General features: G+C 70.7%; 17 protein-coding genes and 3 pseudogenes. 9 read left to right on the top strand and 11 right to left on the bottom strand.

Annotated features, from left to right (window positions below):
- Positions 1-49: 49 nt before the first annotated feature.
- From OG559_RS05990 to OG559_RS05965, 6 genes are all read right to left on the bottom strand, one after another.
- Positions 50-4,468 carry an amino acid adenylation domain-containing protein gene (locus tag OG559_RS05990; protein WP_405113259.1) on the bottom strand — a complete coding sequence of 1,473 codons (4,419 nt, stop codon included), beginning with the start codon at positions 4,466-4,468 and terminating at the stop codon, positions 50-52.
- Positions 4,461-4,979, bottom strand: coding sequence for a flavin reductase family protein (locus tag OG559_RS05985; RefSeq protein ID WP_405113257.1), 519 nt, complete (start codon positions 4,977-4,979; stop codon positions 4,461-4,463). Before OG559_RS05985 ends, OG559_RS05990 begins: the two co-directional genes overlap by 8 nt.
- A gap of 81 nt (positions 4,980-5,060) precedes the next feature.
- Entirely contained in the window at positions 5,061-6,002 is a 942-nt protein-coding gene (locus OG559_RS05980; RefSeq protein WP_405113255.1) for a TauD/TfdA family dioxygenase, read from the bottom strand.
- A 72-nt stretch (positions 6,003-6,074) separates the two neighbouring features.
- Entirely contained in the window at positions 6,075-6,848 is a 774-nt protein-coding gene (locus tag OG559_RS05975; RefSeq protein ID WP_405113253.1) for a BTAD domain-containing putative transcriptional regulator, read from the bottom strand.
- Between the two features lie 918 nt (positions 6,849-7,766).
- A complete protein-coding gene (locus OG559_RS05970) occupies positions 7,767-8,351 on the bottom strand; it encodes a CDP-alcohol phosphatidyltransferase family protein (protein WP_405116410.1) in 585 nt (194 codons plus the stop codon).
- A 110-nt stretch (positions 8,352-8,461) separates the two neighbouring features.
- Positions 8,462-9,010 carry a hypothetical protein gene (locus tag OG559_RS05965; RefSeq protein ID WP_405113251.1) on the bottom strand — a complete coding sequence of 183 codons (549 nt, stop codon included), beginning with the start codon at positions 9,008-9,010 and terminating at the stop codon, positions 8,462-8,464.
- Between the two features lie 376 nt (positions 9,011-9,386).
- On the opposite strand from OG559_RS05965, the gene OG559_RS05960 reads away from it, so the two are divergent.
- Entirely contained in the window at positions 9,387-9,572 is a 186-nt protein-coding gene (locus OG559_RS05960) for a hypothetical protein (RefSeq protein ID WP_405113249.1), read from the top strand.
- A gap of 237 nt (positions 9,573-9,809) precedes the next feature.
- Here OG559_RS05960 and OG559_RS05955 read toward each other — a convergent pair.
- Positions 9,810-9,933 (bottom strand): annotated as a pseudogene (locus tag OG559_RS05955) (4-hydroxy-2-oxovalerate aldolase); the annotation flags it as partial.
- Between OG559_RS05955 and OG559_RS05950 the strand changes: the two are divergent.
- The 3 genes and pseudogenes from OG559_RS05950 to OG559_RS05940 all read left to right on the top strand — a co-directional run.
- A pseudogene (locus tag OG559_RS05950) lies at positions 9,907-10,026 on the top strand (hypothetical protein); the annotation flags it as partial. The pseudogenes OG559_RS05955 and OG559_RS05950 overlap by 27 nt on opposite strands.
- A 318-nt stretch (positions 10,027-10,344) precedes the next feature.
- Entirely contained in the window at positions 10,345-10,698 is a 354-nt protein-coding gene (locus OG559_RS05945) for an ArsR/SmtB family transcription factor (protein ID WP_405116408.1), read from the top strand.
- Positions 10,695-10,967, top strand: a complete 273-nt coding sequence (locus OG559_RS05940; RefSeq protein WP_405113247.1) for a hypothetical protein — start codon at positions 10,695-10,697, stop codon at positions 10,965-10,967. The genes OG559_RS05945 and OG559_RS05940 overlap by 4 nt, the downstream gene beginning before the upstream one ends.
- Before the next feature lie 21 nt (positions 10,968-10,988).
- On the opposite strand, the gene OG559_RS05935 is transcribed toward OG559_RS05940, so the two are convergent.
- Positions 10,989-11,198: a hypothetical protein gene (locus OG559_RS05935; RefSeq protein WP_405113245.1), complete on the bottom strand. Its 210-nt coding sequence runs from the start codon at positions 11,196-11,198 to the stop codon at positions 10,989-10,991.
- Between the two features lie 493 nt (positions 11,199-11,691).
- Positions 11,692-12,297 carry a hypothetical protein gene (locus OG559_RS05930; RefSeq protein WP_405117137.1) on the bottom strand — a complete coding sequence of 202 codons (606 nt, stop codon included), beginning with the start codon at positions 12,295-12,297 and terminating at the stop codon, positions 11,692-11,694.
- Here OG559_RS05930 and OG559_RS05925 point away from each other — a divergent pair.
- A pseudogene (locus OG559_RS05925) lies at positions 12,271-12,423 on the top strand (MOSC domain-containing protein); the annotation flags it as partial. The gene OG559_RS05930 and the pseudogene OG559_RS05925 sit on opposite strands and share 27 nt — an antisense overlap.
- 1,124 nt (positions 12,424-13,547) lie before the next feature.
- On the opposite strand, the gene OG559_RS05920 reads toward OG559_RS05925, so the two are convergent.
- Positions 13,548-15,035 carry an FG-GAP-like repeat-containing protein gene (locus tag OG559_RS05920; protein ID WP_405116405.1) on the bottom strand — a complete coding sequence of 496 codons (1,488 nt, stop codon included), beginning with the start codon at positions 15,033-15,035 and terminating at the stop codon, positions 13,548-13,550.
- Positions 15,036-15,232: 197 nt separating this feature from the next.
- Positions 15,233-16,228, bottom strand: coding sequence for an alpha/beta hydrolase (locus tag OG559_RS05915; RefSeq protein WP_405113243.1), 996 nt, complete (start codon positions 16,226-16,228; stop codon positions 15,233-15,235).
- A 529-nt stretch (positions 16,229-16,757) separates the two neighbouring features.
- Between OG559_RS05915 and OG559_RS05910 the strand changes: the two genes are divergently transcribed.
- The 4 genes from OG559_RS05910 to OG559_RS05895 all read left to right on the top strand — a co-directional run bounded on the left by OG559_RS05910 (position 16,758) and on the right by OG559_RS05895 (position 24,939).
- The gene (locus tag OG559_RS05910) at positions 16,758-20,045 is read left to right on the top strand and encodes a DUF2961 domain-containing protein (protein ID WP_405113241.1); all 3,288 of its coding nucleotides are present in this window, start codon (positions 16,758-16,760) and stop codon (positions 20,043-20,045) included.
- Entirely contained in the window at positions 20,045-22,168 is a 2,124-nt protein-coding gene (locus OG559_RS05905; RefSeq protein ID WP_405113239.1) for a family 43 glycosylhydrolase, read from the top strand. Before OG559_RS05910 ends, OG559_RS05905 begins: the two co-directional genes overlap by 1 nt.
- 72 nt (positions 22,169-22,240) lie before the next feature.
- Positions 22,241-23,854, top strand: a complete 1,614-nt coding sequence (locus OG559_RS05900; protein ID WP_405113237.1) for a sugar ABC transporter ATP-binding protein — start codon at positions 22,241-22,243, stop codon at positions 23,852-23,854.
- Positions 23,851-24,939, top strand: coding sequence for an ABC transporter permease (locus tag OG559_RS05895; protein ID WP_405098100.1), 1,089 nt, complete (start codon positions 23,851-23,853; stop codon positions 24,937-24,939). Before OG559_RS05900 ends, OG559_RS05895 begins: the two co-directional genes overlap by 4 nt.
- Positions 24,940-24,949: the final 10 nt, after the last annotated feature.

The following is a 24,949-nucleotide window of genomic DNA, read 5'->3' as shown; positions in this document are numbered from 1 at the left end:
TTCCGCGGACCGGCGTACGGCCGCCGGTCCCTCTCGTGCCGCCGCCCGCTCAGGCCAGCGCCTGCCGCAACGTCCGGACCAGCCGGTCCAGCACCTGCTCGGCCTCGCGGGGCCGGAACTGGTCGAGGTGGTAGCCGAGCCGCAGATGGATTCGTTCGCCGGGCACGACGGCCAGCCGGACGGCGTAGTGGGTGTCGTCCACCACCTCGACGTCGGTGAGCCGTGGCTCGTCGAGCACCGCACCCCACTCGTCCGGGTCGAACGAGTAGTTGACGACGGTGATCGCGGTGTCGAACAGGTCGCCGCCGAGCGGGCTCTGCCGCTGGATCTCACCGAGCCCGAGGTAGTGGTGCGGAATCAACTCGGCCTGCTCGGCCTGAAGCCGGGTGAGCAGCGCGGCGTGCGCCTCGCCCGGGCGCAGACGCACCCGAACCGGAACGGTGTTGGTCAGCAGCCCGACGATCCGCGCGATGCCCGGCAGGTGCGGCGGGCGCCCCGACACCGAGGCGCCGAAGACCACGTCGTCCTGGCCGGTGAGCTGGGACAGGACGGTGGCCCAGGCGCCCTGCACGACGGTGTTGAAGGTCAGGCCGAGGTCCTGCGCGCGGGCGGTCAGGGCCGCGCTCAGCTCAAGGTCCAGGTCACGCCGCACCTGCGTCTGCGGACCGGTCGCGTCGGTCGCGATCCGGGTCGGCGCGGACAGCCCGTCCAGGGCGTCCCGCCAGGCCCGCTGGGATGTGGGCCGGTCGGTCCGGCCAAGCCAGCGCAGGTAGTCCCGATACGGGACCACCGGGTCGAGTTCCCTGCCCGCGTACCCGCCGAGCAGCTCGCGCGCCAGGATCGAGGTGGACCAGCCGTCCCAGAGGATGTGGTGGGCGGTGATCAGCAGCCGGTGTCGTTCGTCGCCGAGCCGGACGAGGTGCAGCCGGAGCAGCGGCGGCCGGGCCAGGTCGAAGCCGCGCGTCCGCTCGGCGGCGGCCAGCTCGGCGAGCCGCGCGTCGCGTTCGTCGTCCGTCCGTCCGGACAGGTCCGAAACGGTCCATCCGGCATGACGTACGGCGGTGAGCACCTGCACCGGCTCGGCGAAGCCGTCGTCGTAGCGGAAGGCCGCCCGCAGGTTCTCGTGACGGGCCAGCAGTGCGTCGGCGGCGGCCCGCAGCGCGTCGGGGTCGAGGGGCCCGTCCAGTCCGAACTGCACCTGGGAGGTGTAGGCGTCCTGTTCCGGGCCGGCGAGCAGGTGTTGGAAGAGCAGGCCCTCCTGCAACGGCGAGACCGGCAGCAACGCCGTCAGCCCCGGGTACACCTCGACGAGTTCCGCCCGCCGCGCTTCGTCCAGCCAGGGTGGGGTCAGGTCGACCGGCTCGTCGTCCCGTTCGGGCTCGGGCTCGATCCGGCGGACGGCACGCGCCAGCCGGGACACGGTCGCGTGCTGGAAGACGTCGCGGGCGTTGAACTCCAGGCCGTGCTCCCGCGCGCGGGAGACCAGCGGGAAGACCATGATGCTGTCGCCGCCCAACTCGAAGAAGGAGTCGTCGAGGCCGACCTCGGACAGGCCGAGCGCGTCGGCGAACAGCCGGGCCAGGACGCTCTCCAGCGAGGACGGCTCCGGGCGGTCCCCGCCGGTGGCCTGAAAGGCCGGGGCGGCGAGCGTCCGCCGGTCCACCTTGCCGTTCGGCGTGACCGGGAACTCGTCGAGGAACGTCACCGTGGCGGGGACCATGTGCTCCGGCAGCGACGTGGCGACGAAGCGGCGTAGCTCGGCGGCGGTCACCCCCGCACCGCCGGCGGGACGCACGTAACCGGCGAGCAGCCGCCGTCCCGACTCCTGCTCGTGCAGCACGACCGCCGAGTCGGCCACCGCCGGGTGCGCCGTCAGCGCTGCCTCCACCTCGCCCAGCTCGACCCGGAACCCACGGATCTTGACCTGGTCGTCGGCGCGGCCGTGGAACTCCAGGACGCCGTCGGCGCGGCACCGGACCAGGTCGCCGGTGCGGTACAGCCGCGAGCCGGGCGGCCCGTACGGGTTGGGCACGAAGCGCTCGGCGGTGAGCATGGGGCGGCCCAGGTAGCCGCGGGCCAGCCCGCACCCGCCGAGGAACAGCTCTCCCGCGGTGCCGGGTGGCGTGAGGGTCTGCTGCGCGTCGAGGACCAGGGCCTGGGTGTTGCGGATCGGCCGCCCGATCGGGGCGGGTGGCGCGACGGTGTCCAGCGGCGGGCTGACCGTGCTGGCCACCGCGGCCTCCGTCACGCCGTACACGTTCACCATCCGGCGGCCGGGCGCCCAGCGGCGCACCAGGTCGTCGCGGGGTGTCTCGCCGCCGGTGACGAGCACCGTCAGGTCGGACAGCCCGGCGGGGTCGAGCTGGGAGAGCATCACCGGTGGGATCGCCGCGTGGGTGATCCGGGTGTCGCGCAGGAGGGCCACGAGCTGCTCGGCGCTGGCGGTCTGCTCGGGCCCGGGCAACACCAGGCCGCCGCCGCGGGTCAGCACCGGCCAGATGTCACCGGTCGCGACGTCGAAGCTGGGCGACACGAACTGCAACGACCGGCTGCCCGGGCCCATGCCGAACCGTTCGGCGTGATCGAGGACGAAGTTGAGCATGGCCCGGCGGGGCACCACGACGCCCTTCGGCGTGCCCGTCGAGCCGGAGGTGTAGATGACGTACGCCGGATGCTCCGGCGCCGGCCGGTGCAGCGCCTCCGCGCCCGGGTACGCCTCGGCCTCGGACAGCAGGATCGGCTCGGTGCCGTCCGGCAGCGCGCGGGCGGTCTCCTCGGTCGCCAGCACCGACCGGGGGCAGAGGTCCTTGAGCATGAACCGGATCCGGTCCTCGGGGTAGGCGAGGTCCAGGGGGGCGTAGGCGGCCCCGGCCCGCAGCACACCCAGCATCGCGACGATCAGCTCGGGCGACCGGGGGAGCGCCAGGGCGACGAAGTCCTCCGGTCCGACGCCGCGGGCGGTCAGGCAACGCGCCACGGCATCGGCGCGGGCGGCCAGGTCGGCGTACGTCACCCGCTCGGCGCCGTGCAGGAGCGCGACGGTGCCCGCAGCGGTGGCGGCCCGCCGGGCGACCAGTTGCTCGACGGGCTCGTCGAGCGGGTGGTCGGTCGCGTCCGGTGCGTTCAGCACTGCCGTACGCTCGCTCGGGGTGAGCACGTCCACCCCGCCGATCCGCTTCTCGGGCGCGGTCAGCACCGTGCGGATGAAGGCGAGCGAACGGTCCTTGTGGGCGAGGAGGCTGGCCTCGTCGTGGTACTCCGGGTTGGCCTCGAAGTTCAGCGGCATCGGACCACCGGGGGTGCCGGAGATGGTGAACGAGTAGTCGACGATCGGCCCGGACGCCAGGTTGTGCGTGGTCGCGCGGGAGCTGCCGAAGAACAACTCCTGCGGGTACGGCATGAAGTTGACCATGGGGCCGAGGAACGGGTTGGCGCTGCCGGCGCGGCCCAGCGCCCGGCGCAGGTCCTCGGCGCGGTACCGCTCGTGCCGCAGGGCGGCGCTGACCTCGCCGGCCATCGTGGCCACCAGGTCGGCCAGGCTCCCTCCGGGGTCCACGTCGACGCGCAGCGCCACCGAGTTGGTGGCCATGCCGACGACCCGGCGGGTCAGGGCGGTGCGTCGGCCCGCCACTGGCAGGCCGAGGATCACGTCGCGCCGCCCGGTGACCCGGTGGACGTACGCGGCGATCGCGGCCAGCAGGACGACCTGCCAGGTGGTGCGGGTCTGCCGGGCGACTCGGGCCAGCGCCTCGACGTCGGTGTCGCCGAGGCGATCGGGTCGGCTCAGCCGCAGCGGCCGTGCGTCCGGCTCGCCGACGACCTGCGCGCCGGGCATCCGCATCACGTCCGGCTGGTCGCCGAGCCGGTCGGTCCAGTACGCGCGGTCGCGCGGAAACGCCGCCGACGCCCGGTACGCGTGGTCCTGCTCGACCAGCGTCGCGAACGAGCCCAGCGGCTCCCCGCTGTCCGTCCGGCCGTCCGCCAGGGCGGTGTACACCTCGGCCAGCCGCCTCGCGAGCAGCAGGACGCCGTACCCGTCGGTGCTGGCGTGGTGCATCCGGTAGTAGAAGTAGTAGCGGTCCGAGGCGAGCTTGAGCAGCGCAAACGTGGACAACCCACCCGCCGATACGTCGACTGGGCGCATCACGTCGGCGGTCATCCAGCGCTGCGCCTCGGTGGCCGGGTCCGCGCTCGCGCTCAGGTCGTGGCAGCCCAACTCGGGGGGCGGTCCCTCCGGTACGAGCTGCCAGAGGCCGTCGTCCTCCACAATCGCGCTGGTCCGGGTGGCGTCGGCCTCTACGGCGACCTGCCGCCACGCGGCACGCATCAGGTCCGGGTCGACCGGTCCGTCGATGGCGAGGTACTCCGCGCAGTTCATCTGCTGGCCGGTCGGGTCCAGCCGGTGCGCGAACCAGACTCCCCGCTGGGCTGCGGACAGCGGGAGCCGCCGGGTCTGCCGCTCAGTCATCCGACACCTCGTCCCCGGCCGTGCGGTAGCCACCGTCGAGGAAGATCAGTGGCGGCTCCTCCAGGTTGGGCGCGTCGCACTCGATGACCTCACCCACGATCAGGTCATGGTCGCCGACGGGGTAGATGTGTTCGATCCGGCAGACGAAGTAGGCCGCGCATCCGGGCACCAGCGGGGCGGGTGTCCCGTCTGTGATCAGGGGCGGCAGATGCGGCGGGAGGCCGGCACGGGCGTGGGCCGCGAAGTGCTGGGCGTACTCGTGCTGGTGCCCGCAGAGAATGCTGACGCCGAAGTGGCCTCCGGGCTCGGTCAGCCGCCGCATCCGGCCCCGAGCGGTGACCGAGACCCCGATCAGGGGCGGCTCCAGCGAGAGCGTCAGGAACGAGTTGGCGGTCAGGCCGTACGTTTCGGCTCCTCGGCGTACCGCCACCACGGTCACGCCGGTGGCGAACCGTCGAGCGGTGCGCCGCAGGGAGGAAGCGATCGGGCGCTCGTCCACGTTGGCGGTCATGAGGCATCCGCCCCAGGCCGAAGAATCATGGTTACGGGTCCTTTCCCGGCGGGCCAGCTCGACAGGTACGCCTGATCGGCGTCAGTTCGACATGGCGACGAGGACGCGCCGTCTGCCGGTGAACGGCCGGCGTCCATGCCCTACCAGCACGTTGTCGACGAGCAGCACGTCGCCGGTGTGCCAGCCGACGTCGACCGCGTTCGCCAGGCCCCGGTCACGGATCTGCTCGACATACGCGGCGGGGATCGGGGAGCCGTCGGCGAAGGCAACCGACTGCGGCAATTCGTCGGCGGGCATCACCTGGGCCAGCGCTGCCGCGGTCTCGGAGCCGAGCCCGGCCGCGTGCCACTGGTCGGCCTGGTTGAACCAGACCTGGGTGCCGGTGACCGGGTGCACGGCGGTGGCCGGACGCTGCTGGGCCACCGTGAGACGCCCGTCCGGCTGCCACTGCCACTCGGCCCTGGCGCTGGCGAGGAACTCCTCGACGGCGTCGCGGTCGTCGGTCTCGAATGTGTCCTGCCAGCTCTTGCCGAGGCCACGGCCGCCGTGCAGGTTCTGCCGGTACCGGACGCCGAAGGCGAAGGCGTCGCGTACCTCGTCGTCGAGCGACTCGAGCCACTTCTCACCGTCGACGACCGGGGTGGCGCCACCGCTGTCGGGTGCCGTCTCGCAGAAGAAGAGCAGGCGGGCCGGCCATTGGCTGGCGTACGACAGTTCGTTGTGCATCGAGATGGTGAATTCCGGTGGGTACTCGGTCGAGGTGTAGACGTTGCGTCCGACCTTCGTCCGCGGGGAGTTGCCGTGCACGTAGGCGAGGCGGTCCGGCAGTAGTTGGTCGATCACGTCGCCCAGGACGTCGACGGTGACGTGGAAGCCGCGGAACACCACGGCCTTCTCGCGAGCCAGCAGACCGGTCAGATCGGGTAAGCCGCGAAGGTGTTCGACCAGGGCGCGGGGGTCGGCCGGACAGCCGGCGCTGCCCGGGCCGATCTCTAGGGGCTTCCAGGTGGGGTCGGCGGCCATCTGCCAGTCCTTCCACGATCGTCGGATACCGCCGACCCTCGGCCGCGCCCCTATATTTCTCCGGTATCCGACCTATCGACCCGGTCGCCCGACGCTCTGGTCCGATCGCCGGTCCGCGTCGCCGGTGAGGATCGCCTTGTAGGTGTAGCGCAGTGCGGGGCCCGGATTGACTCCCAGTTCCTCCTCCAGGCACTGCCGCCCCTCGTGGAACACCGCGAACGCGTCCGCCTGCCGATCGGCGTGGTAGTGGGCGAGCATCAGCTGGGCCCGGAACCGCTCCCGCAGTGGATGGCGTTTGACGAGGCTGACCAGCTCGGCGGTGACCTCCTCGTGACGGCTGGTGGCGAGATCGGCTTCGATCCGGTTCTCCAGCGCCGCCAGTCGGGCCTGATCGAGGGCCGGCCGTTCCCGCTCGGCGAGCTGCTCGGTGACGTCGGCCAGGGCCGGGCCACGCCACAGGTCCAGGGCCGATCGGAGCATCTCGCCGGCCTCGTCGTACCGGTTCTGGTGCAGGGCGGCGCTTCCCTGCGCGGACAATGTGCAGAACTCCTCGTAATCGAACCGGGCCGTCGGCATCCGCATCGTGTAGCTCGGGCCCTTGCGGACGATCTGTATGGCGTCGCTCAACCGCCGCCGCAGCCGGGACGCGTAGGTGTAGATCTGCGCCTGGAACGTTTCCGGCGGGTCGGTTCCCCAGAGCAGTTCCCCGATTTGGTGATCGGAGATGGCCTGGCCATGAGCCAACATGAACGCCGCGAGCAGCGTCCGCTGCTTCATGCCGTTGAGCGGCACCTCGTCATCGTTGTCGGCCCACAGTCCGACCGGCCCTAGGATGCGGAACTCCATGGCTTTCCCTTCCGTCCGTTTGGCCTGGGCGGCACCGGGGCGCCGCGTGCCTACGAGGCGCAGCGAGCTGCCCGGCTGGGCGGGCATCGCTGAGGCGTACGGGTGCGCAGGGCGTGCTTTCGGGCGACTCCACCCCTGGTCGGGGTGACGTCGGGGCCGAGCGGTGAGGGCCGGCGCAACCGTCGGGTACTCACCGCGTCCGTGAGGGCGGGACGCGGCGGTGCGTGTTACGCCGTGCCGGGAGGAGCGCTGACCGCAGCCGGACCGGGTGGTGCCGGTGCCGTGACGGCGAGAGGATCGGCGTCCCGCTGGTAGACGACCGCGTGAAGCCATCCTGTCCACTGAGCCTGATGCACTGTGAGCCCCCGAGTCCCTGCAAAGTCACGTCGCCGAGCCCTGCACGCGTCCGACCGGTGCGTGTGGAGGCCAACCGATACCAAGGACGTGCTCACTCGAGCTTCGTGGCAAAGCGATATGTCGATCCGCAAGTGGTCAGAATGGTTGCAGATCGAGGATCATTCGAAGATATCGACACTCATTGAGCTGGTCAACCCGAACGGATGATTGTCGGACCGCCAAAAGTCGATCGCGCCGTGGTCTTCGGCCGGGCGTGGTATCGGAGTCGGGGCCGGTTCTTCGCCGCTGCCGCGCGGTCTCGCGGTGGCGGTGGTCGGGTCCGCGGCTCGCGTACGAGAATTGTGGCTCTGCTCAGGGGGCCTCGACGGGCCGGCTGCGACGGGCCCCGACCCCGCGGGCGGTGGGCGGCCCTCGGCCGGGTCGGTGAGCGCCTGCTCGCTTCGGCGGGGTGCCGCGAGGCAAAGGTGAATTACCCCAAAGGGGGCGGCCTCCCCGTCGCGGGCCGCGTCGATACGTAAAGTGTTTCGATCATCGCGGAAAGTGACTTGCGGTGCGGAAGCCTTAAATCGGGCGGCCGGCGTTCCGTTCGGCGGATTCCGGGTCTGACCAGCGGGGTATCCGCCACACCGTCCACACCGAAACGGCCTTCAAGGCGATCACTGCGAGGACGAAGACCGTGGCATAGACCGGCGTCGGACCGAACGCGACCAGCAGCACCAGACCCGCGGTGTTCGCGGCCTTGGCCGGCCGTGACCAGTTCCACCGGTAGACGCCGCGGTGGACGAGGTGGAAGTAGTTGATGCTGAGCAGGGGCCAGCGCAGGAAGCTCAGGCTGAGCGCGCAGTCCAGGATGTCGAACTGGATCAGGAAGAGCGCGAGCGGCACGGCCATGGTGGGCCTCAGCTGCACCAGCGCGGCGATGACGAGCGTGCTGGAGGTCCGGTCGGCGACGATGTCGAACACCGCGCCTCGCCGTGTCTCCTGGCGCAACCGGCGGGCCGCCTCGCCGTCGAGGATGTCGCCGATCCAGTACGTGGCGATCGAGGCCAGCGTGAACATGGCGCTGCCGGTCAGGATCGCCGGGATCGCCAGGGCGACACAACCGATGAGCCGAATGGCGGTGATGGCATTCGGAACGTTGCACACCGGCCCGTCCGGGCCGAAGGCCCAGCCGTGCACGGGAGCGGTCGGTGGGGCGTGAAGCGCAGTCATGCGATCACCTCTGGGCAGTGAGTCTTGTTACTTGCGGAAGGGTGTCAATCGGGCAATCCGATGTGTGCCAGTTGGGGGAGCAGGCTGACGGTGATGAAGCGCGCTGTCCGGCCGACGAAGCAGGCCGCGGCGAAAGCCGTCACCGGGATCCGGGTCGGCGCCACGACGAACACGGTCAACAGCAGGGGTGGGAATCCCAGCACCGCGCTGAGGAGCACGATCGGCATCGCCAGCAGTGGCCGGTCCAGCCCGGCGAGCAGACGACGGTTGCCGCGCTCGACGGCCGCGACCGTCGTCCGCCACCAACGCCGCCACGACCCGCTCCCGGGCGTCGACGCGGCGGTGACCGGAGGCGCCTTGCGGCGGTGGCGGTCCAGCCAGCGACGTATCCGTTCGGAGCGCAGGGTCCCGCGTAGGGCCAGCAGCATCAGCACCTTCCCGAGCGTCTGCCCCGAACCGGCGGCAAGGCCGAGCAGCAGCGGACCCTGGTCGGTCGTGGCGGTCGCGCCGAGCAGCGTGCCCTCCACAGGGAACGCCGGAATGAAGGCGGACGCCAGGGCGGCGACGAAGACCCCGGCGAAGGTGCTCAGCACCGACGATCTCGTGACGATGCCCGAGCCGTCGGCCGGGATGGTCTCTGGCGTCGAGCGAAGAACGTCATGTGGGCATGATGCCGGGTGGAGGCCGGGCGCGTCGCCCGTTGGCGCGGACACGCGGCAGACCGCAGAGGTTGGTTCGGGGCCACGACGGAGGATGTCGCGGCTCCCGTCCGCCGTGGAGTCTCAGGCCAGGAGGGTCTCCCGCATCCTCGCGCCGGGATTGAACCCGCCGACCACGCGAGGGCCGGTCGGGTCGTGGACGTCGAGGGTGTTGTTGCGGCGCATCAGTGCCGGACGCACGGACGGGCGGTGCGGCGACGGACCCGGTGGGGTCAAGCCGGGTGATGAGGGGCACGACCCGGAGGCCACCGTGGCGATGCGCCGGGCCGACGTCGTCGTCACCTACGACGAGAACGGCTTCTACGGCCATCCCGACCACATCCAGGCGCACCGCATCACCATGGCCGCCGTCGAGCGGACGAACATCGCCGCGAAGGTGTCGTGCAGCGCGTTCCAGGAGTTCGGCCGTGTGCTGAAGGAGATCGGCGTCGAGTGACCCGAGCCGGACGGGCAGTCGGAGACGCCGCAGCTCGGCCTGCCCGACGACGAGATCACCACCTGGGTGGACACCAGCGGCTACGGCGCGCAGAAGTTCGCCTCGTTGGCCGCGCACGGCAGCCAGGCCGAGAGCATCTTCTTCCTGCAACTCGGCCAGGAACGGTTCACCGAGCTGATGGGCGTGGAGACCTTCGTCCGGGTCTGCGACAGCACCGATGCGCCGACGCCCGAGGACGACGGTCAGCGTCTCTCGGTCGACGCGGTACCGGGCGGTCCTGCAGGGGACGGACGATGTCGTCGGCCGCGTCCATGAGCGCGAACAGGTCGCAGCCGTGAGCCCAACCGCTAAGGTCGGCTACGACCGGCAGGAGGCAACGCCACGGCTCTCCTGCGTGGCCTCACCCGTCCTGGTGCACGGCCAGATCGTCGCCGCGCTCTCCATCTCGGTGCCGGCGCACCAGCTGGAGCCGGCGCGGCTCGCCCCTGCGGTACGCACCGCCAGCCTCGCCCTCTCCCGCGTCCTGTCCCGAGCGCCCGGCACTACTGAGGCGTTTTCCGCGGCCTTCGTCGCGGCGGGACTCACGCGCGGCGGATCACGGCGGACGGGGGCGCTGCCGGGCGGCGCTGACCGCAGCGCCCCTGAAGTACAGTCCGGCTCGTCGGCGCGGGCCGACGGGCCGGCTCCGCACGTGCCGGCCGTCGCGACAGGGTGGGATGTCGAAGAAGTAGCGGCAGTCGATAGCATCGATCAGCAAGCGTGGGGTGATGATGTGACGGATTCGTCGGCCAGCGGGGACGCCCTGGTGCGGATGCTGGCCGCCCTGGCCAGCCCGCACCGCATGAGGGTTGTCGCGGCGCTGGCTGGTGGCCGGAACTACGTGAGCCGCCTGGCTCGCGAGCTGGGCATCAGCCGGGCGCTTCTGCAGGTGCACCTGCGCAAACTCGAGGCGGTCGGGCTGGTCTCGTCCGACCTCGAGTTGTCCGAGGACGGCAAGGCCCTGAAGTTCTACCAGGTGGTGCCCTTCGCCATCGAGCTGACGCCGCACGTCATCAGGGAGGCGGCCCGGACGCTCAGCGACCTCGACGCGCCTGACCTCGACGGCCAGAAAGGAAGCAAGACATGAAGAGCAACGGCGACTGGATCGAGCTGGTTGGTGCCATCGGCCTCTTCGCTGCGCTGCTCGCCCTCATCATCGTGCTGCTCACCCAGGTCGGTGCGTGGATGCGAGCGCGAGTGAAGCTGGCCCGCGAGACCGAGTACCGCCAGCTGGTGGAGCGGGTCGTGCAGGGGCAGGAGGCGCTCTCCCGGCAGATCGGCGAGGTCAACGACAGCCTGTCCGACATGCGACGCCGCATCGACAAGATCGAGACAGTGCTGAAGCAGGTCGAATAGCGGTCGGACAAGATCAAAGAGTTACCAGATGGGACACTCCTTGTACGCCTCGGGACTCGCCGCGAGCACAGAGCCCGAAGCGTCCCGGATGGTCGTCCGCGCGGTGCCCTGGCCGGTGATGTCCTCGGTCCAGAAGTAGTGTCCGACGATGGTGCCGTCGGCGGCCACCGTCTCGGTCTTGGTGCTGGTCTCGAACGTGCCCCAGTCCCAGACGTCCACCGTGACGCTCACCTGCGTCAGGGGCGGCAGACCGTATCCGTCCGCCCATGCGTAGACCTCGAAGTCGCCGCAGTTTATGCCGACCGTGGCCACGGGCTGAGATGCCACACCGGCGACGGCGACCGTTCCGGGGATCACTGCCAGCGCGGCTGCCCCGGCCAACGACACTGCGCCACGTCCGAACCTCGTCAAGCGACCCATCACTGCTTCTCCCTCGCTCCGGTGTCCAATGAGGGAACGGTAGGATTGGCAGCTATGGGCGGCCTATATCATGGACGTGTTCGGTGGGCAGGGGCGCGGTGAGGCCAACATCGCCCGCGCTACCCGACGAGTCAGCCGCCGCCCACATGACCTCATTGCCGCCGTGACCAGCAACTATCCGACAAATGACCCTGCTCGCGGCCTAGGTGCGGAATGGTCGTTTCGGTGTCCGGTAGGGCTCCGGGCGGATCTCGATCGGCGGGGCCGAGTCGTCTTCGGACGACTTGGCCCCGCTTTCGGTTTGTCAGGGGGCCACCCGGGTAGCCGGACTGTCGCCCGGCAGGCTCGACCCGTTGGCCTCGACCAGCGGCAACGGAGTGGTTCCGAGGACGCTGCCGTCCCTGGAGTACGCGGTGAGGGTGGCTGGCTGGTCCGGCGGTATCCGGGTGGTACCGGCGTTCGACGCGTCGAGGGTGACCGAGGCCGGAGGTGCGCCGCCGACCACGACCGTCACGCGGGCCGCGTCCGGCGGGGCGATCACCCGCACCTCACCCGTCGGCGGACGGGTGCCGTTGTCGGCCCGGATCCGCCAGCCGATCGGTCGCTGGTCGGCGCCCGCGGCCGGCAGCAGCAGCCGCAGGTCGGTCCACCAGCCGGTTCGGGCGTCGTTGTGCATGGCGTACGCGATCACCCCGCCGCCGGCGGGCTGCACGGTGAGCAGCGCGGCGGCCCGGCCGTGCTCGCTGCCCGACCAGCGCACCCGTACCGTCGTCCCGGCAGCCGGGAGGCGACTGTCGAGGAGCGCCGATTCGACGAAGCCGCGCAGGTTGGCGTCGTCCAGCGGCGTACCTCGGGCGCCCCGTCGGGCGGCGGTCAGCAGGACGTCCCCGTGGTGCACAAGCCGGCCCACGGCGTGACGATTTCGGGTGTCTTCCGCGCATACCTGACCGAGCCAGAGTTGCTGCCCGCGCTGGTGGAGATCGAGGGCCTACCCGACGAACTGCGGCACTCACTGCGCCGCCGCCTGAAGAGTTAAGCCCCGCTAAGAGCTGAGCCCTGCCGGACGCGGCCCGCGTCACGGTCACGGTCACGGTCACGGTCGGCGGCGCGCCCCCGGCCACGGTCACCCTCGACACGTCGAACGCCGGCACCACCCGGATACCGCCGGAACCGAAAGCGGGGCCGCACCGTCCGAAGACGGCTCGGCCACGCCGAGCAGGTTCACAGGGCCGACTACGACCGTCGCGGCCGGCTTCGGCCCTCTACGCTGACTCGGCAGCGCCAACACCACAGGCACGACAAAACCACGGCCTTACCCGCCAGGCCAAGCTGCTCTGGGATGCTTGCCGGGTCGCCGTAGCCACCTCGTCGCGGCACCGATCTCGGCCACCTACAGGCCTCTCGGGGGCGGGTCCAGGGCCTCGGCAAAGTCGTGAGGGTCTCCGGCTTGGCAGGTCCCAGGGGATACGTGCGCTACCGACATCGTCGGCCCCTGCCGGGTCGGTCTTCGCCGGATTGGTCTTCGCCGGATCGGCCCTGTCGGCGAGCCGGTCGAGGATGGTGTGCGCGGCCGGGGTGTGCGCCGTCGGGTCGGTCCACCCTCTGTCGGCCCGGTCCACCCTCTGTCGGCCCGGTCCACCCTCTGTCGGGTCGGTCCAGTCCACCCTCTGTCGGGTCCTTTGGAGCTGCCCCGTTTGTGCTACCGATGGAGCGGGCGCGTAAACGGGGCAGTTCCAAAGGGGCCGACAGGCAGGTCCCCGACTGGATGCCGGGAGGCAATCGGCCGGCCGCCTCCCGGACCGCCCGATGCGCGGCGCGGGGTGGCATGGGGGCGGCAGGGGGCGGCGACCTCCCGGGCATTCGCGGGAGCGGAGACAGAGACAGCGCAGGACCGGCGAGACCGTGGCCAAGGTCCTGGCCCTGGCCTGGCCCTGGCCTGGCCTGGCCTGGATCTCGGATCATCCTCAAGGAGCGGAACAGGAATCCCGGAGGGTGGATGAACTTCGGGCGGGAATCGGCGCCCCGCGACTTTGCCGGGGCCCTGGGGGCGGGTCCGGCCTGACCTGCCGGGTGTTCCGCCGCGCGGGTTCGCTTATCCGTCGGCAGAGTGCACGACGGAGCGCCGGCCCGGTTCGGCCGGCGCTCCCTATGACGCGCTGTTCAGAGCGTGGTTTCGCCGTTGAGGCCGAAGAAGTCGTGCCATTTGGTGCTGGCTGTGAAGGTGGTGCCGGTGGAGAGGGAGACGTAGATGTCGTTGGTGTTGCCTTTGGTGAAGACGATGATGTCGTCTTTGCCGTCGCCGTTGGCGTCGGCGAGGTAGGGGAACTCGCCACCCAGGCAGAAGAAGTCGTTCCATTTGATGGTGGTTCCGAGGAAGGTGCTGCCGTTGGAGATGGCGGCGTACACGTCTGCGTCGGTGTTGCAGGTGAAGGTCACGATGTCGTCTTTGCCGTCGCCGTTGATGTCGCCTACTCGTGGTTGTTCGGTGCCGACGGCGAACAGGTCGTGCCATTTTTGTGGCTGGCCGAAGCCGGTGCCGGTGTTGTTGGCGAGTGCGACGATCACGTCTGCGGCTGAGGCGGGTCCCTGGGTGAAGGTGATGATGTCGTCTTTGCCGTCGCCGTTGACGTCGCCGACTGCTGGGTGTTCGCCGGGGATGGAGAAGTATTCGTGCCATTTCATGCCTGGGCCGAAGGAGGTTCCGGTGGATAGTGCCACGTAGACGTCGGCTGCGGCGTCGTGGGTGAAGGTGATGATGTCGTCTTTGCCGTCGCCGTTGACGTCGCCGACTGCTGGTACTTCGGTGTTGGGCGCGAACCAGTCGTGCCATTTGGTGGAGTTGGTGAAGGTGGTGCCGGTGGAGAGGGAGATGTAGACGTCGGCGAGGGTGCCGTGGGTGAACGCCACGATGTCGTCCTTGCCGTCGCCGTTGAAGTCTCCGGAGAGCAGGGTCTCGCCGTTGAGGCCGAAGAAGTCGTTCCACTTCACGGAGGTGCCGGCGAAGGATGATCCGGTCGACGAGGAGACGTAGACGTCGTTGAGCGAGCCCTGGGTGAACGCGACCACGTCGTCGCGGCCGTCACCGGTGAAGTCCGTCGGCGAACCCGCCAGATACCGCCCACCGGTCGACGACCCGCCGCAGTTGTCGCTGACCAGGTACTTCTGGTGGTATTGCCCGGGGTACGGCGACAGCGACACCCCGTTGATCACGATCGGCTGTCCGACGCCGTTGTAGAGCTGCTCGTAGTGGACGTGCGGCCCTGACGAGTTGCCGGTGCTGCCCGTGAGCCCGATTTGCTGGCCCTGCTGCACGTACGCCCCGTCGGGCACCGAATATGCGCTGAGGTGGAAGTAGTAGGTGGTCCAACCGCCGCCGTGGTCGATGACGATGTAGTTGCCAGCGCCGCTGGGCTCCGAGTGTCGCCGGGCGACGCCGGCGGCGGAGGCCACCTGCGGTGTGCCCGCGGTGGCTCCTCCGTCGGCCCGTACGAAGTCCAAGGCCTGCCGGACCTCAGTGCTGTGGTGGTCGTAGGTCCACCGCTGGCCGCACGGGAACGGCGCCTTGAAGTTCGGTGCGGCGAACGCAGGGGACGATGTCGCCACCGCTCCGGTCAGGACGCCCACCGCCAGGGTGAGTAGGACGGCCAGGAGGCGACGCACCCCGGTCCTCGAATGCCGTGACATGTGAGGTCACTCCCGTCAGGAAAGTACTCGAACGTCCTGGACTGCAAGCAAAGGTGCCTGTCGTTGTGTCAAGTGCCGTCGGGAGGGCGAGGCGGAGGGGTGACGATGCGCCGCCGGACCGCGATGGATCTCTGCGGGGGCGGCGCATCGTCGATGAGAAGTCAGCCGGCGCGGCGGAGGCGGCCGAGCATGCCGTTGAGGTCCTGAACGAAGAGTTCGTGGCGGAAGTAGTGGCCGCCGGGGACCTCGTGCCACTCATGCGGGATGCCGGCGCGGCCGAGCGCGGCGCGGAACTCACGCTGGCCTGCGAGCACCTGGGTCTCGTTGACGGTGTCGAACCAGTTGATCGGTTGGGGTGAAGTGCCGGCGGCGAGGAAGATCCGCTTGTTGCGGTAGCTCTCGATACGCTGGACCGGGTTGTCGGCGCTGACCCGGGCCTCGTCCCAGAGGGGAGCGCCGTAGACGGTGCCGCCGCCGAGGTCCAGCGCCGCGGAGGTGGCGTTGGCCCAGTGCACGACGAGGCCGAAGTCCCGACGCAGGCTGGCCGGGCCGGAGTGTGAGCTCACCGAGCAGAAGTGGCCGTAGTACTTCGCGGTGTACTTGAGGGCGCCGAAGCCGCCCATCGAGAAGCCGGCGACGGCACGGCCGTTGTACTCGGGGAAGGTGCGGAAGTTCTGCTCGATCCACGGCAGCAGCTGCGCGATGTGGAACGTCTCCCAGTTGCGCGGACCGGTGTTGGTGTTCACGGGGTTGCAGTACCAACCGGTGGAAGCGTCCGGCATGACGACGATGATCTCCCTGCCGGCCGTCAGGTTGATGATGTTGTCCTGCATGTGGAAGGTCCGGAAGTCCGCGTTTCCGCCGTGCAGCAGGTACAGCACCGGATAGCGCTTGCCGCTGGTGTGGTAGCCGTCGGGCAGCAGCACGTTGACTGCGGGGTCCCACTCGATGGCGTCGGTGGCGAACCGGTAGTACTGCAGGCGGCCACCGTTCTCGTTGCGGGCCACGATGCGCAGCCCGTGCCCGTCGCCGGCGGCGGACGCGGGCAGCGGCATGGCGAACGCGCCGGCGAACGTGCCGGCGGCGGCGACGCCCGCAGCGCCGGTGAGCAGCCGCCGACGACTGACGGGCCGGCGGACGGCAGGAATGTTGTCCATGGATCCTCCATTGGGTGAGGCCACGCCGAACGGGCGAGAACTGCGGCGCGGAGTGTGCTGTCCGGCTGGACGGGCAGAGGCGGTGGCGCCGTTGAGGCTGAGGTGATCGCGCTGTGGCACGGACGCCTCCTCGCGAAACCCGAGAAATCGATTGCTGAGGAGTATCGCCAGGACCCCGATGGCTGTCAATGGGTGGCGGGATCTTCGCCCGGCCGGAGGGCGGCGACGGTGCAGCGGTTACTACTCACCGTGCCCACGGATGTCGCCTGGGTAATCTTTTCCCGCCGCTCCGACGGTGCTGCTGGAGGGGCGTCCCGTGGTGGTTGACGGTGGTCGGCCGAGCTGGTCGAAGGGGTGCGCAACGCCTGCTCAGCCGATGCGGAGCGCACGCTCGGCCCCGTCGTTCGAAGGCGATGATTTCATGCATCGCCACAAAGCGAGCCGGCAAGTATTGACAAAGATCGGTGTTCGCAGTTAACTCCAGCAATCGATTTCTCCCTGCTTCGAAGGTCGCTGCGAAGGGACACCGATGAGGCTCCGTAGACCCTCCTGGCTGGGCGCCGCCGCAGCGGCGCTGGTCATGACCGTACCCACGGCGGCGGTCGCCGCCCCGCGGGCCGTGACCGACGCCGCCGCAGCCGTCGCGGATCCCGCCGTCGCGGTCGCTGCGGACAAAGGACCGACTGGCTGGGACACCTACCGCCGCCTCGACCGGCTGCCGGAGCTGTCAGTCGGCACCCGGACCCGACAGTTCTCCAGCTTCGCGCGCGATGGCTCCAACGATGATGGGTTCGTCGGCACCTACTCCTGCCTGAGTCAGGCGAGCGGCTGCGTGCTCGCTGAGGACCGCGGCGCGGGGGAGGTGCAGTCAATCTGGTTCACCCGGGACGAGGGCAACGTCAGCGCCACCGGCTGGATCCGCATCGAGCTCGATGGGGTCGTCGTGGTCGACACGGGGTTGCAGAACCTCGTCGACGGCGGCCTCGGTTCCCCGTTCGTCGCGCCGCTGGTCAGCAACGCCGACCAGACCTCGGGTGGGGTCACCGTCAAAGTGCCGATGCCCTATCGGGACTCCATGCGGATCATCACCGAGCACAATCCGCTCTTCTACCACGTGACGTTCCGGGAGTTCGACGACGCGACAGGGGTCGTCCGGTTCGACCCCGCTGATCGGGCCACCGATGTCGTCGACCTGTTGCGGGCCGCCGGCACCCGGGATCCCAAGCCGTCGCAGCCCGGAGCGACCACCGCGACCGCGACGGTCAATGTCCCCGCCGGCGGCCAGGCGAGCGTGGCCACGCTGACCGGGCCACGGGCCGTGACCGCGCTGCGGTTGCAGGTGCCAGACGGCATGGCCACCGAATCGACCCTGTCCGGTCTGCGTCTGCGGATCTCCTTCGACGGCCGTACGACGGTGGACAGCCCGGTGGGTGAGTTCTTCGGCGGCGGGTTGGGCGAGCGCAGGGTCCGCTCCCTGATGTTCGGCATGGACAACGCGCCGGGTGGCTGGTACAGCGCCTGGTGGCCGATGCCGTTCCGGTCGACGGCGACCGTCGTGGTCGCGAACACCACCGGCGTGGCCGTCAACGGCGTCCGTGCGGAGGTGACCTCGGCGCCGGGAACGCAGTGGACCGACGCGCTCGCCGCAGTCGGGCCCGCCGGCTACTTCACCACCCAGTCCCGACGGGCGGAGGCGGTGGGCGGCAGGGACTGGATCGTCGCCGACCAGTCCGGCCGGGGCCGGTTCGTCGGAATCTCGCAGACGATGCGTGGCCATATCACCGGCGGCAACACTCGCAACTACCTCGAAGGCGACGAGCGAGTGCACGTCGACGGCCAACCGACGCCGCACATCTACGGCACCGGCACCGAGGACTTCTACGAGTCCGGGTGGTACTTCAACCGCGGCGAGTACAGCGGGGTCTTCACCGGGAACACGGCGCACCTGTTCCGGTCGGGCGGCTGCGTCGACGAGTGCGATGCCGCCTACCGCCTGATGATCGGTGACGCCGTGTCGTACGGCACCGAGTTGCGCTTCGGCATCGAGCACGGGCCGGCCAACGACATGGCGGCGGAGTACGGCTCGACGGCGTTCCTCTACACGCAGCCGACCGTCACGTCCCGGCGTACCGACACCATCGTCACCGGCGACGCGACCAGCCGGACGAGCCACGCCTACACCGACTCGGCGACCCAGCACACGCTGACGTCGAGCTTCGAGGGCGACGACGACGACAGCACCGAGACCGGCCAGGTCCGCAGCACCACCGCCGCCGTGGGATTCCGGATCTCGATCGACCCGGCCAACCAGGGTGTACGACTGCGCCGCCACGCCGACCAGTTCAGCGGCTACCAGCAGGCGGCGGTGTCGGTGGACGGCGTGCCGGCCGGCGTGTGGTCGCAGCCGCTGGGCAACGCCCGGCAGCGGTGGCTGGCCGACGAGTTCGTCCTGCCGGTGGCGCTGACCGCCGGCAAGTCCATGGTCACCGTGACGCTCACCCCCGCCGCAGGCGCCCCGGCCTGGACCGCGGCCCGCTACCAGGCCGACAGCGTCGTCGTTCCCTTCACCGATGTCACCGCGCCCGGGGCGGTCACCGGCCTGGCGCTGACCGGCGGTCGGGTGCACGCCCTCAGCCTGTCGTGGTTGCCGTCGTCCGACGACGTCGGCGTGACCGGCTACCGGGTCTATTCGTCCAGGACTCCGGGCGTGGCGATCACGTCCGCCAATATGGTCGCCACCACCCGTGTCGCCTCGTTCCGGCACGGCCCGCTGCCGGCGGGGCAGACCCGCTACTACCGGGTCGTCGCCGTCGATGTCGCCGGCAACGCCGGGACACCGTCGGCCGAGGTGTCGGCCACGACCCGGGCCCGCAACGTCAGTGACGCCAACGGCGACCGGCGTGACGACGCGATCGACTTCACCCGCGGCGCCAGCGCGGACGTGTTCACCGCGCTCTCCGACGGCACCCGGTTCGTGCCGGACAGCCGGCCCTGGAACGACTTCTTCGCCATGGACGGGGAGATTCCGCTCACCGGCGACGTCAATGGCGACGGTCGGGCCGACATCATCACCTTCGTCCGGGGCGGTGCCGCCGACGTCTACGTTGCGCTCTCCACCGGCTCCGGCTACTCCGCCGGCGTGAAGTGGCACGACTTCTTCGCGGTCGGCGCCGAGATCCCGGCGGTCGGCGACGTCAACGGCGACGGTCGGGCCGACATCATCACCTTCACCCGGGGCGACGCCGCCGACGTCTATGTCGCGCTCTCCACCGGCTCCGGGTTCGGCCCCGGCATCAAGTGGCACGACCACTTCGCTGTCGGAACCGAGCTGCCGACGGTGGGCGACTTCAACGGCGACGGGCGCGACGACATCGTGACGTTCACCCAGGGCAGCACGGGTGACGCGTTCGTGTCCCTCTCCGACGGCACCCGCTTCGTCGAGGACGGGTGGAAGTGGCACGACAACTTCGCCATCGGCACCGAGCTGCCGGCGGTGGGCGACGTCAACGGCGACGGGCGCGACGACATCGTGGCGTTCACCCGCGGTGGCACGGGCGACGTGTTCGTGTCCCTCTCCGACGGCACCCGCTTCGTGCAGAACACCTGGAAATGGCACGAGTACTTCGCCGTCGGCGCCGAGCTGCCCGGGCTCGGCGACTTCAACGGTGACGGAAGGATGGACGTGGTGACGTTCACCCGGGGCACGACGGCAGACGTCTACGTCGCGCTGTCCACCGGCTCCAGATTCGGCTCCCGCGTGCGGTGGCACGACCAGTTCGCGCCGGGCACCGACCTGCCCCGGCCGAGCGTTCCGTGATGCGCGCGCTGCGGACCCTCGCGGTTCTCCTGCTCGGGGCGGCCCTCGTGGCCGCCCCGGCGGACCCCGCCAGGGCCGAGGACCCGATCCGGGTGGAGGCGGAGACACTGGGGGTCGTCTCGGCGACCGCGCCGGTGCAGGCCCAGACCGACTGCTGCGGGGTGAGCTGGTCCGGGGGCCGGCAGCTCTGGCTGCGGGCCGGCCGGGCCGGCGACTCGGTGACCGTCTCCCTGCCCGCGGTGCCGCCGGGCCAGTACGACCTCGGGGGTGTGCTGACCCGAGCCCAGGACTACGGGACGCTGCGGTTCGCCGTCGACGGGGTGGCGATCGGCCAGCTCTTCGACGGGTACGCGTCCACCGTGCAGCGCACCGGCGCGGTGCCCCTGGGCTCGGTCTCCCTCGCGACCGGCAGCCACCGGCTGACGGTGACGGTGACCGGCCGCGCCGGCGCGTCGGCCGGCTTCTTCGCCGGCCTCGACACGATCACCCTGCGACGTGTCGGCCCGGTCGCGGCGGTGACCACCGTGCCGTACGAGACGGTGGGGGAGACGCCGACGCGCGGTGCCCTGACCCGGGTCTTCGACCCGGGTGCGGGCCAGCCGGCGGCGTGGTACTACAACGACCACACCATTGTGAAGAATCAGCAGACCGGGGTCTGGCACGCCTTCGCGATCACCCACGCCGAGCCCGGCGCGCCACAGGACGAGAAGTCCTTCGGCCATGCCACGGCACCCACGCCCACCGGGCCGTGGACGAGGCAGCCGATGGCGCTGACCGCCGATCCCGCAGCGGGCGAGCACTGGATCTGGGCGCCGCACGTGGTCTACGACAACGGTGTCTACTACATGTTCTACGCGGCCGGCAGCCCGGACTACGCCAACTACCGGATGCACCTGGCGACCTCGACCGACCTGTTCACCTGGACCCGGAGTACGGCCAACCCGCTGTTCGTCGACGGCTGGGAGGGCCGCGACCCGATGGTGACCCGGGTCGGCGACCGGTGGGTCATGTACTACACGGCGACCTCCACCCCGACCGGCGGCAATCACGTCGTGGCCTACCGCAGCAGCACCAACCTGCGGACGTGGAGCGCCCGGGCGATCGCCTACTCGTCGCCTCAGACCGGGCGGGCCGCAGGGCAGACGGAGTCGCCGTTCGTGGTCCGCCGGGGCGACTGGTACTACCTCTTCGTCTGCTGCGACGGCACCGACTACGGCGCCGCCTACCGGCGGACGGCCGTCTACCGCAGCCGTGACCCGCTGCGCTTCGACGGCGCCGACAAGGTGGCCGTGCTGGACGCGCACGCGGCCGAGGTCGTCGTGGACGGCTCCGACTGGTACCTGAGCCACGCCGGCTGGGGCCAGGGCGGGCTGTGGCTGGCGCCGTTGACCTGGTCGACGGGGGTGGTGGAGCGGGGCTACACGATGAGCACCGGCTTCCTACGGGCCGACGTGCGCACCTGGCCACAGGCCCGGATCGCTTCGCTGGCGGTGGACCCGGCGGGCGGCGGTTCCTACCGTCCCGCGCTCGACTCGTCGCACCGTGGCACCAGTCCGTACCTTGCCGTGGGCCGCTTCGACGTCACCGACCGGGCCGGCGCTCCGGCTCGCATCGACGTGTCGGCGGACGGGTCCCGGATCAACCTGGTCGGCATTCCCTTCGGCGACGAGCCGGTCACCGCCGACTGGCTGTTGACGGTGGCGCCGCGCTGGACCGGGCCGGCACTGCAGAGCGACATCGTGTGGTCGGTCAACAACTGGCCGACCGCGGCGGTGTGGGAGGTCGCGTTCAATGTCGACGGCGCGTTGCCGGCCGTCGGCGACCCGGCGGTGGAGGCCCGGGCCACCGGGGACGTCACCGGGATGCCGCCCTGGACGATGAATACGGGCGACGGGCTGTCGGTGGTGGCGGTGCACCGCTGGGCGTCGGCCTGGCGCGGCGACAACACCTGGTACGACGCCGGCCACGCGATGGCCGCCTGGCAGCCGTTGTGGCGCTCGGGCGGTACGTCCTGGGCACCCGGCCAGTATCCGGGTGGCACGTGGCGGATCGTCGCGAGCGGAATTCGGCGCGATGTCGCCTTCGCCGACGGGGCCTACGCCGCGATCAACGCCGTCCCGTGAGTGGGCTCCGGGTCTTGACGGGGTAGCCAGAACCTCCTCTTCGCTCTGGAAATCGATTCAAAGGGGGGTGTCGTGGGCAATCACGCGGTCGTCACCATGGCCGGCGTCACCAAGCGGTTCGGCGGCGTGGTCGCCCTGGACGGGGTCGACTTCGAGGTGCGGGCGGGTGAGGTGCACGCGTTGCTCGGCGAGAACGGGGCGGGCAAGTCGACCCTGATCAACGTCCTCTCCGGCGTCATCACCGACTACCAGGGCGAGGTGGCCGTCGGCGGGACACCGGTGCGGTTCGCGGGCCCGGCCGCCGCGCAGGCGGCCGGGATCGCGACCATCCACCAGGAGCTCGACCTGGTGCCCGCGCTGTCGGTGGCCGAGAACCTGGTCCTGGGACGCGAACCCCGCACCTGGCTGCGCACGCTCGACCGGCGCGCCGTTGTCCGCACCGCCCGGGAACAGCTCGGCCAGCTCGGCGCCGACATCGACCCGCGCCGCCCGGTCGGCTCGCTGCGCGTCGGCGAGCAGCAGCTGGTCGAGATCGCCCGGGCGCTCTCGCTCGACGCCCGGGTGCTGATCATGGACGAGCCGACGGCGGCGCTCGCCGACGCCGAGGTGCAGCGGCTCTTCGCCACCATCGACAGCCTGCGGGCGCGGGGCGTGGGCATCGTCTACATCTCCCACCGGATGGAGGAGATCGAGGTCGTCGCCGACCGCGTGACGGTCCTACGCAACGGAGCCGTCGCCGGCATCGCCCGGCCCGGTGAGGTCGATCGTGGGCAGGTCATCTCGATGATGGTGGGCCGGGCGGGCGAGTCGCTGTTCGCCGCGGGCGTGCATCCCCACCCGGGCATCGGCCCTCAGCCGGTCGACGGGGGCGACACCGGCGCAGAAGCCGGCATGGACGATGCGGGCCAGGCACCGCTGCTGGCGATCGACGGTCTTACCGTACGGCCCAGGAGCCGCCGGCCCGGTCGCTCGGAGCCAGCCGCCGTGTCCCTCACCGTGCGCCCGGGTGAGATCGTCGGCCTGGCCGGCCTGATGGGGGCCGGCCGCACTGAACTGTTGGAGACCCTTTTCGGCGCCGGACCGAAAGGTCGACGCGCCGGGACCGTCCTGCTGGCCGGCCGCCCCTATGCTCCGCGCAGCCCTCGGGCGGCACTGCGGGCCGGGGTCGGCTTCGTGCCCGAGGACCGGCGGGGAGCCGCGCTCGTCCTCGGACACCCCGTCAGCCGCAGCATCGTGCTGACGGCCCTGCGCACGGTGACGACGGCGGGGGTGGTGCGACGGCGACGGGAGCGTGCCGCGGTGCGGCAGAAGATCGCCGAACTTTCGATCAAGACGCCCTCGCCGGTGGCGCCGGTCGGTGCGCTCTCCGGCGGCAACCAGCAGAAGGTCGTCTTCGCCCGGCAACTGCTCGCCGAGCCGCGGCTGCTGCTGCTGGACGAGCCGACCCGCGGGGTCGACGTCGGGGCGAAGGCCGAGATCTACCGGTTGCTGCGCCGCCTCGCCGACGACGGGATGGGCATCCTGCTCGCCTCCTCGGAACTGCCCGAGCTGCTCGGTGTCTGCGACCGGGTGGTGGTGCTTCGCCGGGGGCGCTCGGTGGCCGACCTCAAGACGGACTGCTGCACCGGCGAGGACATCCTCACGGCGGCGATGGGCGGCACTCCCGCCGGAAGGGAAGCACGATGACCGGCACGGGTGTGTCAACGCCGGAGCCCACCGGGGTCAAGGGGCCGCCCGTCACCGGCGGCGTGGGCGAGAGCGTACGACGGTGGTTCCGTCGCCCGCGCAGCCGGCGGGAGCTGGTCGACCGCCTCTTCGCCGCACAGAGCTTCTTCGCGTTGCTGGTCGTCTTCGCGCTGGCCATCGTCGCCTCGCCCAGCCGCAACGGTGAGGTCCTCTTCCTGTCCACCGGCAACCTCGGCAACATCGTGCGCGCGGTGTCGGAGATCGGCATCATCGCGGTCGGCATGACCTTCGTGATCCTGCTGGGCGGCATCGACCTCTCGGTCGGGGCGATCCTCGGGCTCTCGGCCGTCGGTACGGCCACCCTCATGGTCGACTCCGGTCTGGGCATTCTGCCGGCGATCGCCGTGGTGCTGGTGATCGGCGCGGTGTTCGGCGCGGTGCAGGGATACGCGACCGCGCGGTTGGGCATCCAGTCGTTCATCGTGACACTCGCCGGCCTCCAGGTGGCCCGGGGCCTGGCCCGGATCTGGTCCGGTGGGCTCGGTATTCCCATCGCCTACGGCGACGGGCCGAAGGAGGCCCCACCCGCCTTCGAGATCCTCAACGGCTCGATCAACGGGGTGATCCCGGTGCCGGCGGTGCTCTTCATCGCCGTCGGCGTCGCCGCGACCGTCGTGTTGCGCAAGACCGCGTTCGCCCGGCACGTCTACGCGATCGGCGGCAACGAGAAGGCAGCCCGGCTCTCGGGCGTCCCGGTCACCCGGGTCAAGGTCGCGGTGTTCGCCATCGCCGGACTCCTCGCGGCGGTGGCCGGCATCGTGCACGCGGGGCAGCTCAATCAGGGCAGCCCCAACGACGGGGCCGGATACGAGCTGGACGCCATCGCCGCGGTGGTGATCGGTGGCACCAGCCTGGCCGGTGGGTCCGGCTCGATGAGCGGGACCCTCGCCGGCGCACTGCTGCTCGGCATCCTCAACAACATCCTCGCACTCAACAACATCGACGCCAACGTGCAACTGCTGATCAAGGGCCTGGTGATCGTGGCCGCGGCAGCCCTGCAGAAGCTGCGGCGCAGCGTCGCCTGACCGATTCGAC

The sequence above is a fragment of the Micromonospora sp. NBC_01405 genome (assembly GCF_045040155.1).
Lineage (GTDB): Bacteria > Actinomycetota > Actinomycetes > Mycobacteriales > Micromonosporaceae > Micromonospora.
Note: the sequence above shows the minus strand (reverse complement) of the source record. Positions and strands in the feature narration are given on the sequence as shown.